The sequence below is a fragment of the Mesobacillus zeae genome, from assembly GCF_003570705.1.
Taxonomy (GTDB): Bacteria; Bacillota; Bacilli; order Bacillales; family Cytobacillaceae; genus Mesobacillus_C; species Mesobacillus_C zeae.
In genome coordinates this window covers 36,676-52,626 of record NZ_QWVT01000013.1, presented here as the reverse complement: position 1 = coordinate 52,626, position 15,951 = coordinate 36,676, and the positions used below count along the sequence as shown (strand labels likewise).

14 protein-coding genes are annotated in these 15,951 nt (G+C 43.8%); 8 read left to right on the top strand and 6 right to left on the bottom strand.

Annotation, left to right across the window (positions count from 1 at the left end):
- The first annotated feature begins 32 nt into the window (after nt 1-32).
- From D1970_RS07150 to D1970_RS07135, 4 genes are all read left to right on the top strand, one after another.
- On the top strand, nt 33-1,304 hold the full coding sequence (locus tag D1970_RS07150; protein WP_119112201.1) for an ABC transporter substrate-binding protein: 1,272 nt from the start codon (nt 33-35) through the stop codon (nt 1,302-1,304).
- 165 nt (nt 1,305-1,469) lie between these two features.
- A complete protein-coding gene (locus D1970_RS07145; protein WP_119112200.1) occupies nt 1,470-2,363 on the top strand; it encodes a carbohydrate ABC transporter permease in 894 nt (297 codons plus the stop codon).
- Nucleotides 2,364-2,368: 5 nt separating this feature from the next.
- Nucleotides 2,369-3,199 carry a carbohydrate ABC transporter permease gene (locus D1970_RS07140; protein ID WP_119112199.1) on the top strand — a complete coding sequence of 277 codons (831 nt, stop codon included), beginning with the start codon at nt 2,369-2,371 and terminating at the stop codon, nt 3,197-3,199.
- Nucleotides 3,200-3,225: 26 nt separating this feature from the next.
- A complete protein-coding gene (locus tag D1970_RS07135; protein ID WP_119112198.1) occupies nt 3,226-4,989 on the top strand; it encodes a glycoside hydrolase family 2 protein in 1,764 nt (587 codons plus the stop codon).
- Between the two features lie 60 nt (nt 4,990-5,049).
- Here D1970_RS07135 and D1970_RS07130 read toward each other — a convergent pair whose 3' ends face one another.
- Entirely contained in the window at nt 5,050-6,273 is a 1,224-nt protein-coding gene (locus tag D1970_RS07130) for an ROK family transcriptional regulator (RefSeq protein ID WP_119112197.1), read from the bottom strand.
- 115 nt (nt 6,274-6,388) lie between these two features.
- Between D1970_RS07130 and D1970_RS07125 the strand changes: the two genes are divergently transcribed.
- Nucleotides 6,389-6,784 carry a hypothetical protein gene (locus D1970_RS07125; protein WP_142921000.1) on the top strand — a complete coding sequence of 132 codons (396 nt, stop codon included), beginning with the start codon at nt 6,389-6,391 and terminating at the stop codon, nt 6,782-6,784.
- Between the two features lie 265 nt (nt 6,785-7,049).
- On the opposite strand, the gene D1970_RS07120 is transcribed toward D1970_RS07125, so the two are convergent.
- The 3 genes from D1970_RS07120 to brnQ form a co-directional block, all read right to left on the bottom strand.
- Entirely contained in the window at nt 7,050-7,382 is a 333-nt protein-coding gene (locus tag D1970_RS07120; protein WP_119112195.1) for a hypothetical protein, read from the bottom strand.
- Between the two features lie 721 nt (nt 7,383-8,103).
- The gene (locus D1970_RS07115) at nt 8,104-9,597 is read right to left on the bottom strand and encodes a peptide MFS transporter (protein WP_119112194.1); all 1,494 of its coding nucleotides are present in this window, start codon (nt 9,595-9,597) and stop codon (nt 8,104-8,106) included.
- 198 nt (nt 9,598-9,795) lie between these two features.
- Nucleotides 9,796-11,133 (bottom strand): branched-chain amino acid transport system II carrier protein, encoded by a 1,338-nt coding sequence (brnQ, locus tag D1970_RS07110; RefSeq protein ID WP_119112193.1) that lies wholly within the window; start codon nt 11,131-11,133, stop codon nt 9,796-9,798.
- A gap of 544 nt (nt 11,134-11,677) precedes the next feature.
- Here brnQ and D1970_RS07105 point away from each other — a divergent pair.
- On the top strand, nt 11,678-11,950 hold the full coding sequence (locus D1970_RS07105) for a ubiquitin-like small modifier protein 1 (RefSeq protein ID WP_119112192.1): 273 nt from the start codon (nt 11,678-11,680) through the stop codon (nt 11,948-11,950).
- 5 nt (nt 11,951-11,955) lie between these two features.
- Complete coding sequence (locus D1970_RS07100) at nt 11,956-12,225, top strand: MoaD-like domain-containing protein (RefSeq protein WP_119112191.1); 270 nt, start codon at nt 11,956-11,958, stop codon at nt 12,223-12,225.
- Nucleotides 12,226-12,249: 24 nt separating this feature from the next.
- On the opposite strand, the gene D1970_RS07095 is transcribed toward D1970_RS07100, so the two are convergent.
- The gene (locus tag D1970_RS07095; RefSeq protein WP_119112190.1) at nt 12,250-14,079 is read right to left on the bottom strand and encodes an aldehyde ferredoxin oxidoreductase family protein; all 1,830 of its coding nucleotides are present in this window, start codon (nt 14,077-14,079) and stop codon (nt 12,250-12,252) included.
- Nucleotides 14,080-14,224: 145 nt separating this feature from the next.
- Here D1970_RS07095 and D1970_RS07090 point away from each other — a divergent pair, with 145 nt between their 5' ends.
- Nucleotides 14,225-15,250 (top strand): ThiF family adenylyltransferase, encoded by a 1,026-nt coding sequence (locus D1970_RS07090; protein WP_119112189.1) that lies wholly within the window; start codon nt 14,225-14,227, stop codon nt 15,248-15,250.
- A gap of 99 nt (nt 15,251-15,349) precedes the next feature.
- On the opposite strand, the gene D1970_RS07085 is transcribed toward D1970_RS07090, so the two are convergent.
- Nucleotides 15,350-15,946: a biotin transporter BioY gene (locus D1970_RS07085; protein ID WP_119112188.1), complete on the bottom strand. Its 597-nt coding sequence runs from the start codon at nt 15,944-15,946 to the stop codon at nt 15,350-15,352.
- Between the last annotated feature and the right edge of the window lie 5 nt (nt 15,947-15,951).

Below are 15,951 nucleotides of genomic sequence, written 5' to 3'. Positions count from 1 at the left end.
TTAGACAAAATTACCCGAGGGGGAAGAGAAGCATGAAAAGGAAGAAAATACTTGGACTGGCACTGTCTGCAGTATTAGCACTAGGTACCTTGGCAGGATGCTCTAGTAATAAAGAAGAAAGTAAATCATCCGGCGGCGGATCTGCCGAAAAAATCACGTTCTGGGCTCCGTTCTCTGGGGCGGACGGCCCGCGTATGAAGAACATTGTTCAAAGCTATAATAAATCTCAGGCCAAATACCAGGTTGATCTGCAAATTGTTCCTCAGACAGACTATTATAAAACTGTCGACCTTGCATTTTCGGGCCAAAAGAATGGGCCGGATGTAATGATCATGCATAACGATCAAATTACTAACTATGTTGATAAAAACCTTCTAAAGGATCTAAGTGATACAATTTCAAAGACAGGCATGAAAGCAGAGGATTATTCCCAAACTGCTTGGGAGGCGGGAACAATCGAAGGAAAGCAATACTCCATTCCGCTCGATATCCATCCGCTTGTTCTTTATTATAACAAGGACATGTTCAAGGCAGCAGGGCTAGACCCGGAGAAGCCGCCAACCAACCGTGAAGAGTTTGTTAAGGCTGCGAAGGCAATGACAGATGATTCCAAAGACCAATACGGTTATGTTGTTCCAACTCTCTGGCCGAACCAATTCATCTATCCAACAGTCTTCTTCCAGAACGGCGGGGAACTGCTGAAGGATGGTAAGCCAAACTATAACAGTCCTGAAGGTGTTGAAGCACTGACATTCCTTAGTGATCTTGTTGCAAAAGAAAAAGTATCTCCTGCAAACGTTCAGCAGGATGGTGAGGTCACCCTGTTCCTTCAAGGCAAAAACGGCATGCAGCTTAATGGACCTTGGATGATGGAACAGTGGGATAAAGCAGGCATTAACTATGGTGTTGCAGAAGTACCAATGTTAGGAACAAAAACAAAAGCTGTTTATGCAAACGGACACAACTTTGTTCTTCCAGCAACTGTGAAAGATTCGAAAAAACTTGAAGGCGTTTCAGACTTTTTGAAATATGTGGCTGAGAACACAATGGAATGGGCTAAGTCAGGACAAGCTCCAGCTTCTAAGGCCATTTACGAGAAAAACGAAGACTTTAAGAAAATGAATCAGCAGCCAAAGGTTGCAGCAGAATTTGAATATGCTAAATTCGCTCCTCGCATTGCTAACTGGGGACAGGTTTCTGAGCCGCTATGGTCAGAAGTGAACCTTGCGCTGCTAGGCAAAAAGGATCCTCAAAAAGCACTTGATGATGCAACAAAAAAAGCAGAGCAAATATTGAATAAGTAATTATTGTCGGGAGGCGGGTCCGGTGAGAAATTCACCTGCTCGTCTCCCATTATGTTATCTACCATGCTTTGCATATGGCATTCTCCTATTAATATTCACCGATGTATATCAACTAAGCACTTCAAAAGCACTCTATCTATTGATTACATGAAAGGAGGGGAGGGCATGAACCGGACAAGCTGGAAATCGAAATTGACATCTAGTCTATTTGTTCTTCCATATTTGATCCTGTTTACGGTTTTCCTTTTCATACCAATTGTTTATGGGGCATGGATGAGTCTTCATAATTGGGACCTTCTAAACCCAGTCCATGAATTTGTTGGATTTAAGAACTACGCAAAAATATTCGATTCAAATTCATATTTAAACAATCTATTTTTTGACGGTCTGAAGAATACCCTTCAATTCGTCGTATACAGTGTCCCTTTGCTGGTCGTAGTCGGCTTGGCGTTGGCACTTCTGGTTAACAGCCTTCCGAATAGGCTGAAAGGGTTTTTCCGAACTGTATATTTTATTCCTTATGCGGTATCCGTTTCTGTTGTAGCAATTATCTGGCTTTGGCTTTTGGATACCAACAGCGGGTTGATTAATCAATACCTGCCCAAGCTCGGACTGGAAGCTATTCCTTGGCTTACCGATATGCCTTGGGCATGGGTTTCTCTTGTTCTAGCAACCTTATGGTGGACAATTGGCTTTAACATGGTTATTTTCATCAATGCACTGAATGATGTTTCAGAAGAACTATATGAAGCTGGATCCCTTGATGGAGCGAATCGCTGGCAGCGCTTCTGGCATATCACGCTTCCGAGCATTAAGCCTACGATGCTCTTTGTATTGATTACCTCTACGATTGCTTCCTTCAATATATATGGACAGCCCTTCCTGATGACAAGAGGCGGCCCAGGGTCATCGACAAAGGTTCTGCTCATGAACATTGTGGATGAAGCTTTCGACCAAAGGCAACTCGGAAATGCCGCGGCTATGAGTCTAATGATGGCATTAATTATGATTGTGATATCGATTGTCCAATTTAAAGTTACAAAAAACAAGGAGGACTAGCAGCCATGAAAAGCAAAGGATTTAAACTGTTTATGGTGGCCGTAGCCATCATTATAGGGTTAATCTTCATTCTTCCGATTGTCTGGATGCTTTTGACTTCCTTCAAGACCGATCAGGAAGCATTTACGGCAGGGTTAAAATGGCTGCCAAAGGTTTTCACAGTAGAGAACTATCAATACGCCTTTTCAGGAAACGGGGATACCCCAGTTCTTCAATGGATGGGGAACTCTTTATTCGTTGGTATTGTAGGAACATTGATTGTCCTAACGGTAGATACATTGGCTGCCTATGGTCTTGCAAGGCTCGATGTTCCTTTTAAAAAAGCATTGGTTAGCTTGTTTATTGGTTCATTGATGATTCCTTGGGTTATTACATTCCTTCCTTTATACATGGAATTCAGTAAGGCTGGATTGCTTGATACTTATGCGGTTTTGATCCTTCCATATTCAGCGAATGCGTTCGGCGTCTTCCTACTTTATCAATATTTCAGGAACTTTCCGAAGGAGTTGGAGGAGGCGGCATTCCTTGATGGCGCGAACAAGTGGCAGGTATTTGTAAAAGTCGTGTTGCCTTCTGCCCGCCCGGTTATTTGGACACTTGCAATCTTTACATTCATGGGGATTTATAATGATTTCCTCTGGCCGCTCGTAACAACTAGCTCGCTAGACATGCGGACGATTACGACAGGTATTGCTGTCATGCAGCAGGGAAGCTTCGTTTCTTCTCCAGCAAAACTGATGGCCCTTACATCAATTGCAACGATTCCAGCTGTGCTTCTGTTCATCGTTGGCCAGCGTTCATTTATTAAAGGCGTTAATCAGACAGGGATAAAATAGAATTACGTCAGGAAGGATTGAAGATAATGGCTGTGCCTCGCAATGAATATCCAAGACCTCAATTTACAAGGGCAGAATGGGTCAACTTAAATGGTCAGTGGGATTTTGTTTTTGATGATGAAAATAAAGGGCTGGAAGAGAAATGGTACAGCCAATTCCCAAAAGGGAATAAAATAACTGTACCCTTTGCTTATCAGACGGAAATGAGTGGAATTAACGATCCATCTTTTCATGATATTGTGTGGTATCATCGTGCTATTACTGTTCCGGAAAGCTGGGTGGAAAAACAAGTCATTCTGCACTTTGGAGCGGTTGATTATCGTGCATGGGTGTACGTAAATGGCAATTTGGTCTGCCATCATGAAGGAGGCAATACGCCATTTTCCGCGAACATCACTCATCTTTTGAAAAAAGCTGGCACTAACGATGAGATTACTCTCCGTGTCGAAGACCCGTCCGAAGATGTAACCATCCCACGCGGGAAACAATATTGGCATGAACAATCTGAATCCATCTTCTATACCAGAACAACAGGGATCTGGCAGACAGTTTGGATGGAACCAGTTGAAGAAACAGTATTATCTTCAATCCGTTGGACCCCGGATATTGACCGAGGAAATATTGATATTGAGTTTGAGGTGGGCGGCAAGCTTGAAGATGGAATATCCTTGTCTGTTGAGATTTCCTTCAAGGGGCAAAAAATTATTTCTGATCAGGCAGGCGTTTTTGAAATCTTTAATAAGCGAAGCTATAATCTACGCAACCGTTTCACCGACCGGAGCAACATACACGGACCAGGCTGGTATTGGTCTCCTGAACACCCAAATCTTTTTGATGTTAAGCTCGAGTTAAAGGCTGGTGAAAGAGTCCTTGATTCCATCAAATCTTATTTTGGTATGAGGAAAGTTTCCATTGAAGCTGGTATTTTTATGCTGAATAATATGCCTTATTACCAGAAGCTTGTTCTCGACCAGGGGTACTTTCCCGGTGCATTGTTAACTGCACCAACTGATGAAGCATTGAAGTGTGATATAGAGCTTGCAAAAGAAATGGGCTTCAACGGGGCACGGAAGCATCAAAAAGTGGAGGACCCACGCTTCCTTTATTGGGCGGATAAACTTGGATATCTTGTTTGGGGAGAAATGGCTAATGCATCGGAATACAGCGAGGAAGCTGCCCGCCGCCTAGCTACTGAATGGTTCGAAGTGGTGAAGCGAGACTACAGCCATCCTTCCATTATTGTATGGCTACCGCTCAACGAAAGTTGGGGCATCTCAAGGGTGGCGTATGATAAGCAGCAGCAAGCCCATGCAACCTCAATGTACTGGCAGACAAAATCAATCGATCAGACTAGGCTTGTTCTTTCCAATGACGGATGGGAACATACCATTTCTGACATCTGCGGAATCCATAATTATCGGACTGCTGAGGAAATAGAGAAAGCGTATTCATCTGTAGAAAATGCGATTACAACCACACCGGCAAATCGTGTTATCTATGCGAAAGGATTCGAATATCGCGGCGAGCCCATTATGATTACCGAGTACGGCGGCATTGCCTATAAAGTAGACGAACAAGAAGGCTGGGGCTACTCTGCCGTTCAGTCTGCAGATGATTTAGTAGAAGAATACCGCAAACAAACTCAGGTATTATTCAGCAGTCCGGTTATCCAGGGCTTTTGCTATACACAGCTAACCGATGTCGAACAGGAAATCAACGGATTGCTCACTTATGATCGCGAACCTAAATGTGACTTGGGAAGAATTAGAGAAATTAACTCGCAAAAATAAAAAAATCTTGCACGGCTTTGTGAGCTGTGCAAGATTTTTTATGTTTCTTTTTCAACGATGTTAAGCAGCGCTTTTTGAAGAGAAAAGTTCAACAAGAATAAGGGCAACAGCACCAATAACGGTGGCATCGGCTCCAAATTTGGAAATGATGATTTCAGTGTTCTTTGCGCTTTCGGTAAGCGCCTTTTGGCTGACCGTTTTTCGTACTCCTTCAATTACAAACTCGTGGGCATTTGAAACACCGCCCCCTATAATGATTTGGGCTGGATTTATAAGATGAATCAAATTAGTAAGGCCGATTCCTAAATAATAACCTGCCTGCTGAAGAGCCGTCGTACATAACTGGTCACCTTTTTTGGCAGCATCATAAATTAATTCCGCATTGATTTTATCTAGGTTGTTTTCTGCAAGTTCTTCAATCAGGCTTGAATGGCCAAGCCGTAATAGCTTTTTTACTCCTTCAGCGATAGCAGGCCCGGATGAGAATGTTTGAAGGCAGCCATAGTTACCACAGGGGCATTTAGGGCCATTTACATCAATCATCATATGGCCAATTTCACCGCTAATGCTGTGGTTCCCATGAAATAGCTTTCCATTTATAACGATTCCTGCCCCTATCCCACGCCCAACGTTTATGCAGACAAAGCTTTCGGAAGACATCCCATTGCCAAACCATAATTCGCCGAGGCTCATGGTTCTAGCATCATTTTCAACCTTAACAATCATATCGAACTCTTTTTCCAGCACTGCTTTGATAGGTATATGATGGAGATTTAAATTAGGGGCAAAAACAGATTCCCCTTTCTCAGGGTCCACAATGCCGTGCATGGCAACACCTATGCCAATAATTTTTTTCTCATCAATTTCCTCGCTGCTTTTGATGGAATGGATTGAATCAATAATTAATTCTAGCAGCTTATCGTTATTTATTGACTCAGGTATAGGAAAACACTTCTTTTTTAACAACTTGCAGGACAGTGTAGTGATAATGACCTTAATATCCTTCGATCCTACATCAAGCCCTATCACATGAAAGTTTTCGCCGTTAAGGGTAAGAAGGGTAGGCTTTCTCCCTCCGCTGGATTCACCAAGGGTCCGCTCAATTATTATCCCAGTTTGAAGAAGTTCTTTTACAAGGTTACTTACAGTGGGCGGAGTTAGTTTAGTTAATTTGGCAATTTCCGCACGTGAAATAGGTTCTTTTTGTCTTATTATATTTAATATTAATGAGCGATTCATTGATTTCATTAATTGAAAACTACCAGTTTGCCATTTTGTTGTCATAGTTCCACCCTCCAATCTTACTTAATTAAATTTAATTATAAACAAAAACCTGGAATTATAACATAGTTAGGTGTTCCTTTTACAATAATTAATTATAAAAGCTATGATGCACTATATGACTACTAGACAAAGAGACGAAATCAGAACGCTAACAAACCCAGTCTTGTTGTCCCAAATCCTCCATGAAAAGATTGAAGTTTTCATCTTCGTCAGCCGGGAACTTACTCATTTTTCTTACTTTATGGAGTTTATTCTGATCGCTGAGCAAATCGAATCCTTTTTCTGTCTATCGAAATTCTCTCCTTTCCCCTTCAGTGGTATAAAAAGGGTAATATTCTATAATATAGGAAGGAATTTCACTAGTATTGATCAAGTAGAATTCATGGATGATATCTCTATGTATGATATGAGCTGTCCATTTTTCGCCATCCAAGTGATGGAGCATCAGGACGCTATCCCTCGGATAATCCGAACAGCGAACCATCCATTTGGACTCGGTGTATTTGTTTGATAAACTTTTGAAAGCGGGATCTCATCCCGTTCCGCCTTCTCTTCATCCCACAACTGATTCAGCATCAACTGATGAATCGTCGTCTCGAAGATTGCGTCCCATTCTTAAACACTTTTATCGCCAAAAGACGACTCCGCAATCCCTTTCCCAACCCCAGGATATCCACAAAGAGAAACAAACAAAGCCACTCCTTCGTCGTGCAAGTCATTAAAAAGTTCATTCTTATTACCTTTTTTTAAAAAATTTGCTCCTAAAGTTAAGGAAATTAGAGAAGGGCCCAGCGAAGGAATTTTAAAACAATCTTGAATATGATAATAAAGCTAAAACCCATGATAAATGGGGTTATTAATTGTAGTAATTTCCGGATTGGCCATGAAAAATTTTTAGATTTTTTATAAAAATAAATAGCAAGCCCCATCATGAGATTCATTAGAGAGTTTACCAGTTTCTCTAATCGGTTTTCTGATGGGGAAAATGTTCCCCATTCATACCACGCGAGTTGTGTGTCTCCTAATAGAAACAAGACTATACTATATCCAACTTGTGCGACCATTAACATAGCTATACCAACTTCTAAGCTGTATAAGAACGCTTCCATAAAAAATTGTCTCCTGTCATTAAAAAAGTTTTGGTAGGAAACTCACTTAAACCATTTGCCTGTGGACTTTCCAATCCACTTTCCTATAGATCCTCCAATATCCTTAATTTTGGCTCCAGCCTTGGTGCTTACCGCTGCGCCCACCAGACCACCAATTGCACCACCAACTATAATACCTACAGGCCCTCCAAGACTACCGATTGTAGCACCTATTTTTGTACCAGCTGTTATTGCAGCAACGTCAGTCGGAAATCCTGCTAAAGCTCTACCAGTTTTTTCAGAGAATGATTTATTTTTATTTTCCGGATCAACATATTCTGTTAAATTGGCGGCAACTGTGATGACACCGCCATTACTATATCATGGAAATGATGGAGGTATAATGGACAATTTGGATTAATTTAGGGGAATAGTATAGGTCTATAATCCTGAATAAACACGCTGTTTATGGTGATAAATGACGAAAGATTAAATGAAGGTCAATCTTTAGGCATAGCCTTTTTGTTTTTTTACGGAGTATTCCAGTTGAAAGAGGAGCCAATCAAGAGGTATTTAATAGTATCATTAGATGAATTAGTGGCAGAAAAAAGTGTAAAAGTATTTTTAGGTATAACTGCCTTTGTTCGAATAAATCGTTCCTTTACAAACGATAGAAGGGCCTTAACATAAAAACCGCCAGCCCCTGATAAGGTGCTGGCGGTTTGGTTAGGTGTCTCGCTTTTTAGTTTACGCCTTTCATGAGTTTCTGGATTTGCGGTGAAAGGGCAAAGAGGAGGAATCCTAGCAGAATGGACAGCCCGCCGATGATTCCAAAGTAATAGATTTCGGTACTTGCAGAATAGAATCGGACAACCTGTGCGTTGATGGCCTGGGCGGATGCGCTTGTCAGAAACCAAAGGCTCATTGTCTGTGCCGAGAAAGCTGCAGGCGCAAGCTTTGTGGTGGCCGACAGGCCGACCGGCGATAATAGCAGCTCTCCAATTACAACAAGGAAAAAGCTGAGAACAAGCCAGAGCGGATTAACGAGAGTTTCAGTTCCATTCACGTATGCCGGAATAATCATGACAATGAACGACAGTCCGGCAAAAACCAATCCTATCGCGAATTTCTTTGGCGTTGATGGTTGGCGGTTTCCAAGTTTCACCCACAGCCATGCAAATACAGGGGCAAACATAATGATAAACAATGGATTTAGCGACTGGAACAATGCCGGAGCCAGTTTAAAACCTGCAAAGTCCAGCTGGGTACGCTTGTCCGCATATGTGGCAAGAATATTCGATCCCTGCTCCTGGATTGCCCAGAACATCATCGCCGCGATGAATAGCGGGATATAGGCAATCAGCCTTGAACGTTCTGTATTGGTGGTTTTAGGGCTGCGGTACATAAAGATAAAGTAAAGAACGGGAATGACAATTCCAAGAATGCTGACAAGAAGGATAAACCTTTCAATGTTCAAATACCCTTTATCAATCGCATAGGCTCCAATAAGACCAGCGGTCAGGACGACAGCACCAATGGTACCAAACACTTTTTTTCTTTCTTCTTGCGGCAGTGGGTTTGGCACAAAGGTTCCTGCAAGCCCGAGGTTTTTCTTTTTCGTCAACAGGAAAATGATCAGGCCAAAAAGCATTCCGATAGCGGCTAAACCAAATCCAAGGTGGAAATTGTAATTTTGACCGATTGTTCCGACAATTATAGGAGCAATGAATGAACCCATGTTGATTCCCATATAATAGATGCTGAAGCCTGCGTCGCGCCGCTGGTCTTCATTGCTGTACAAGTCGCCGACAACGCTGGAGATATTCGGCTTCAAGAGGCCTGTGCCAATTACAATCAAAGCCATGGAAATGAACAGCGCAGTCAGGCTGCCAGGCAAGGATAGAACGATATGGCCAAGCATGATGAAAATACCGCCGTAAAAAATGGTTCTTGAAGTTCCCAATAGACGGTCAGCAACCCATCCGCCAATGATGCCGGACATATAGACAAGCGACCCGTAAATTGCAAAAATCGAGTTTGCGGTTGTTTCGTCCAGACCAAGTCCGCCTTGAGACAACTCGTAATACATATAGTAAATAAGGATGGCTCTCATCCCATAGTAAGAGAAACGTTCCCAAAACTCTGTGAAAAACAGAGTAAAAAGTCCCTTTGGATGGCCGAAAAATCCTGTCTGGGGAACACTCTGCACTATTTTCTCCTTCATGTTTTCAGTCATAACGTATCCTCCTTTAAAAAGTAACTATTATTATACTACTATTATTGTTAAAAAATAAGAGAAAGTTTGACTGTTGTTAAAAAATGGAATAATTTATTCCAATAAATGGAAGTTAAATCAGTTAAAAAACGTTTTTTTTTATAAGAAAACAGGCTGCGAAAACTTCGCAACCTGTTGATTATTAATCGTAAAATAGAATTAATTATCTGTTGCAGGCTGTCTTCTTTCCAATTTCGAAAGAATGAACCTGTCGGCAATCAAGCCGGCTGCAGCCCCCACAATTGCCGGGACAAGCCAGCCGAGGCCTTCGGCATAAAGTGGAAGATTTCCTAATAGGGATTCCAATTCGGGAAGTCGCACTCCCATTGCTTTTAGGCCGTCAGAAATGCTAACCAACAAAGCTGCCAAAATCGACCCGACATAGACTGCCCTTGCTCCGCCAAAAAACGGGTGCAGAAGGGAAAGGACAACAAGGACAATCGTAATTGGATACAATGTCACCAGTACGGGAACTGAAACAGAAATGATCTGGTTTAAACCCATGTTGGCAATCAGGAAACTGATGATTGTAATAATAGTGGCAAACTGTTTGTAGGATACTTTTGGCAGCAGCTTTGTAAAATATTGTCCTGTTGCTGCTACTAATCCAACACAAGTAGTAAAGCATGCAAGGGTAACAATAACTCCAAGAAGAAGCATTCCCGGATAGCCAAATACCGTTTTAGCTGCTTCAGTCAGCAGCTGGCCTCCATTTTCATAGTTACCGGCACCAGCCATTTTAGTCCCAAGAAGACCAAGAGATACATAGACCATTGCGAGGCCTGCTCCTGCAATAAGGCCAGCCTTCAGGGTCAGCCGAACAACTTGTTTTCTATCCGTTACTTGTTTTTGTTTAATGGAAGTAATAACAATAATCCCAAATGCGAGGGCAGCAATCGTATCCATTGTTAGGTAGCCTTCCAGGAAACCCGCTGTGAACGGTGATTTTGAAAACTTGTCAGCAACGGCACCTGTTCCGCCGTCAAGCTTGAAGAGGCTGACAATGACAAGCAAGGCAATCGCTATAAGCATGATTGGTGTAAGGACTGTACCAACCCGGTCCACTAGTTTCGACGGATTCAGACACACCCAATATACTAGCGCAAAGAAAACCGCCGTGAATGCCAGCAGGAAAATCGGTCCTGCCGAGTTCCCCAAAAATGGCTTGAGTGACATTTCATAAGCAACATTTGCCCCTCTCGGGATTCCAAAAAAGGGTCCGAGCGACAGGTAAACGGCAACTGTAAAGACGACTGCGAAAACGGGGTGAACCCGTTTGCTCATTTCCTGTACACCGTCTTTCACGCTAGCGATGGCAACAACCGTGATGAGTGGCAGCCCCACGCCCGTTACAACAAAGCCAATTATGGCCGGCCAGAAATTCTCTCCTGCCATAATTCCTAAAAATGGGGGGAATATTAAGTTGCCTGCCCCAAAGAATAGTGCAAACAATGTAAGTCCGATAAATAATGTGTCTCTGCTTCTGTACTTTTCCATCTGTTTTAAAGACTCCTTCCGAATTGAAATGGTGATGAAGGTTAAGTGTTAATGAGGGTCTTATGGACAGGGAAAACCTGGTCAGCTCCAGGCAACAAAAAACCCGTCCCTCCACCGGGACGAGTATGATCTCGCTTTACCACCCTGATTCCGCAGTATAGTGCGGTACTCATCAACGTACCATCATACGTGTTCCTGTTAACGGAGGAAATTCCGGCAGGGGCTTACTCTTATTCTTTCTGCCCCGCATCTCGGAGAGGATAACCAATACGCGCTGAACGCCGGCTTTCAGCAACCGCCGGTTCTCTGGGGAACAGCATTCCTAAAGGTATTGCTCTCTTCATTGATTTTTATTATTTTAGACTAACTTATTAAAACAATAATAATATTCAGTAAATAATTTTGTCAACAGATATATTCTATTATCAAAAAGATAAAAAAACAACAGCTAGAATGCTTTTTTTCTTCAAAGTAAAAATGTCCCTGTGTTAGTGACAAACAGGGAATTCCAATTTAATATGAAAGTAAGAGAGGGGCTGATACGATGCATGTGAAAGTGTTCGCGAATTTGCGGGATATATGCGGTGGGGTTACGGTAGAGGTTGATCCGGCGGGCAATACTGTAATGGACGTACTTGAAAGGATGGTTGAAGTGTTCCCCAGGATCGAAACTGAAATTTTTACAGCGGAGAGGGAACTGAAGCCCTTTGTTCATGTCTATATTAACGGCAAAAATATCATCCATGCCGACGGCCTCAGGACAGTGGTGGAAGAAACGGACCAGTTCGCCTTGTTCCCACCTGTTGCAGGGGGCTGATGAGGATGGGCAGTGTGCTAGAGTTCCGCGGAATAAGCTGTAGTACTCTCGGCACTTATTTCGAGGAGCTTGGCGGCAAAAAGCAGATGGATATCTTCCCAATTTTGTATAAAGGTTCAGGCTGGAGCGGAGAAATTTTAAAAGAAGAAGTAATAGAATTGACAAAAGTAATCAGCGTAAATAAAGTCCTCATTCGTTTTTCAGCTGATTCTGATGCCGAATTAAATGAACTGATAAAACGATATCGATATAAAACAACAAGGATAGGAGGCTGATTCTCCTATCCTTGTTGTTTGCCATTATTGCTGGTGTTCCGAGGCAGGAACAATCTCCAGTTCGTGGAGCTTTTCAGGAGGCACTACCCCATCCTTCCACCCGCGCACATTGTAGTACTCATCAAGCATGATATCCATCCGGCTCACGAGTCCCGCGCTGTTTCCTGTAGCCGGTTCTTCAGTAAACCTTTTTGGAAGGAAATCGTCCTCGCGCTTATTAAACCCTGCAAGATTATTGTAATAGCGTTCAAGGTTGTAAATCCGCTCTCCTGCGAGCATGACTTCTTCTGCTGTCATTGGGATGCCAGTCATGGTACTGTACTGTTCCGCATAATGCTCGGCATTTTCGGAGAAGGATGAGAACTTACAGATATTCATGGAATCAGAGAATGCGAGCATATCCTGGAATGTTTTCAGCAGTTCGCCTTTCCCTTCAGGAACAAGCCTGTCAGTTGGTTCAGGAATGCCTGCTATTTCACTTGCGATGGTATATCCGCGGAGGTGGCATGCACCGCGGTTGCTTGTTGCATAGCCAAGACCAATTCCCTGGATTCCACGTGGGTCATAAGCCGGTATCGATTGGCCTTTAACAGACATCGAAAGCTGCGGTACACCCCATTCAGCCGTTGCCCGAGCCGGACCTTCGGCAAGAATGCCACCCAATCCTTCGCGGAACGCAATCTTCCTCGTCAGTTCGACCATGGCATCCGCGTCTCCCCATGAAAGCTTGTCAGTTATATAGCCTTTTTCATAGGCTTCCATTGTGACAGAAAAAGCATGGCCGAGTTCAATTGTGTCCAGGCCATATTCATTGCAGCGGTCAATCATATATGAGATTGCTTCCGCATCGCTTAACAGACAGTTGGAGCCAAGGGACCATGCTGATTCAAACTCAATGCTTTCCACTCGTGTTGCAAATTTGCCGTCCTTCACTTCAACTTCAATTTTGCAGCCGACAGGGCAGGCGTGGCATGTATTGTTGGCAACGCGCAAATGCTTGTTGACGTATTCTCCGCTGTGCTTTTCGGCTTCATCCCAATGTGTAAGCTGTGAGTTTTTCGTTGGGAGTGCACCTACTTCATTAATCAGGTTTGTCAGGACATTCGTTCCGTAGACAGACAAGCCGCCTTTATTCGGGGCGGTCAAACCTCCTTCAAGGATGGCTTTGACTGCCTTTCGGTTTGCCTTGTTATATTCATCCTTTTCCTTTGGTTCGGGCATATTGCCTTTTTGGGCAGCTTTGATCACGATGGCCTTGAGCTTTTTAAAACCAGCCACTGCGGCAGTGCCTCCGCGTCCTGCTGCACGGTCATGCTCATTGATGAAGGATGAGAAGCGTACGAGGTTTTCTCCAGCCTGGCCGATTGTCATCACACTGAGGTTCTCTTCGCCATATTTGTCCTTCAGGTCGCGTATCGTTTCCCTTGTGCTCTTTCCCCAAAGGCTGGAGGCATCACGCAGTTCAGCCTGCCCATTCTCAATATAAAGATAGACAGGTTTGTCGCTCTTGCCCTTGAAAATGACATTGTCCAGCCCAGCCCATTTCAGGCGTGCTGCAGTCCAGCCTCCTATATGCGAGTCTGTGACTGTATCTGTCAGTGGGGACTTTGTCACAACTGCCAGACGTCCGCTCATCGAAGAACGCGAGCCTGTCACGGGGCCCGTCATAATGCAAAGTATGTTTTCTTCCGACAGTGGCTTTACCTCCGGCCCATTGTCAAATACATATTTGACACCAAGGCCGCGCCCGCCGATGTACTTTCTCGCATCATCCTCATTGATCTCCCTGTACCCAACCGTGCCATCCGTCAAATCCACAACTGCTTCCTTGTTATTAAAACCGCCAAGATCCATCGTTCATCTCCACCTCTTTCAATCAATAATAATCCCTATCTTATAATTAATTAGATAGTGCAGAGGAAAATTCCTCTTGCTTATTAAGTGTCGCAATAATTTTTTTATTTTTCTATAATAAAATAAAGGGAATGGGGGATTTGGGATGGAAATGGAACGTTATTCTCGTCAGCTTCTGTTTGGGCCGATTGGGGAGGAAGGGCAGAAGAAGCTCCTTGGCAGCAGGGCTGCAGTGGCAGGGATGGGTGCGCTTGGAACTGTGATTGCAAATCATCTTGTGCGCTCAGGAGTAGGCTATGTCAGGCTGATTGACAGGGATATAGTCGAGCTTTCCAATCTGCAGCGGCAGCTGTTATACGATGAGGATGACGCAGCTGCAAACATCCCAAAAGCAGTCGCCGCTGCGAACAAGCTGCGGAGAATCAACTCGACTGTGAAGATTGAGCCTGTGATTGCAGATTTAAATCCTGAGAATGCTGAGGAACTGCTCGGCGATGTCGATGTCATTATGGACGGTACCGATAATTTCTCGACAAGGTACTTAATTAACGATCTATCTGCCAAACTCGGTATACCATGGATTTATGGTGGAGCGGTGAGCTCAAGGGGCATGTACACGGTAATTATTCCTGGAAGTACACCGTGCTTCCGCTGTTTGTTTCCGGACGTGCCTGCAGGAATGGGGGAGACATGCGATACAGTTGGTGTCCTGTCCCCTGTCACTGACATCATAGGATCATTCCAGGCGGCTGAAGCTTTGAAACTTCTCCTCGGGGCAAAATCAAACCCTAATCTTGAGCAGCTCGATATATGGAACCATACGATTCTTCAAATGGATGTATCCCAAGGCCGGAGTCCGGAATGCCCGGCATGTGGCCGGGGACAATACGAGTTTCTTGAGAAAGCGCATGGGCGCGAGCCAGCCTATACGGTACTGTGCGGTCGCGAGACTATACAGATTAACCCGGGAATTCGAGGAGAAGTGAATCTTACCAGCCTTGCTTCCCGGCTTCAGCATAGCGGGCAAGTGCTTCAAAACTCCTTTCTGCTCAAGTTCTCACCCGAAGCCGGCGTGTCGATGGTCTTCTTTAAAGATGGCCGTGTCCTTGTGCATGGCGTCGATCATGCTGCCCAGGCGAAAGCCTATTATGCAAAATACTATGGAAGCTGATTTCCTTAAATTATTTAGATAGAAAAGGAACGGCCGCATTACTAGGGAATGCGGCCGTTCCTTTTCGAATTGCAGAAATCTTGGCTCGTACATTGTCAGTTAAACTGCATTTTTCAGATGCTTGAAGCTCCCTTTTGAAAGCACTGATCTTTCCAGGCGGTGGGCCACTAACCCTGCAAATACAGAAAGGACAATATCTTTCGGGATCGGGACTGCCATCCACATCCATGCCATTTTGTAGGTGAAACCTTCCGGAGCCGCAGCCCAGCTTTTCATCGCGAAGTACATCCAGTTCGTCCCAAATACGTAGTTCACTATAAGTCCAATGAGTGAAGCGACGATAAAAGCTGGCAGAGAACGATATTTTTCAACGATTTTTCCGACACAATAGGCCGTAAGAATGAAAGAAACAATAAATCCAAATGTAGGGCTTACTACCGTCGAAAAGCCTGCGCCAAATTTAGCAAAAACCGGTACTCCTGCAAGTCCAACAAGCGTATAAACTCCCATAGATATTGCTCCGAGGCGAGCTCCAAGTATGACACCTGCAAGGATAGCGAAGAAAGTCTGCAAGGTAATCGGAACTTCCCCAATTTTCATAAAAGGTGCAAAAGATGTAATGTTTGCACCGACTGCCATCAAGGCAACGAACATTGCCGCTAGTGTTAAGTCTATCGTCCTGAATTTCTTCCCCATACACC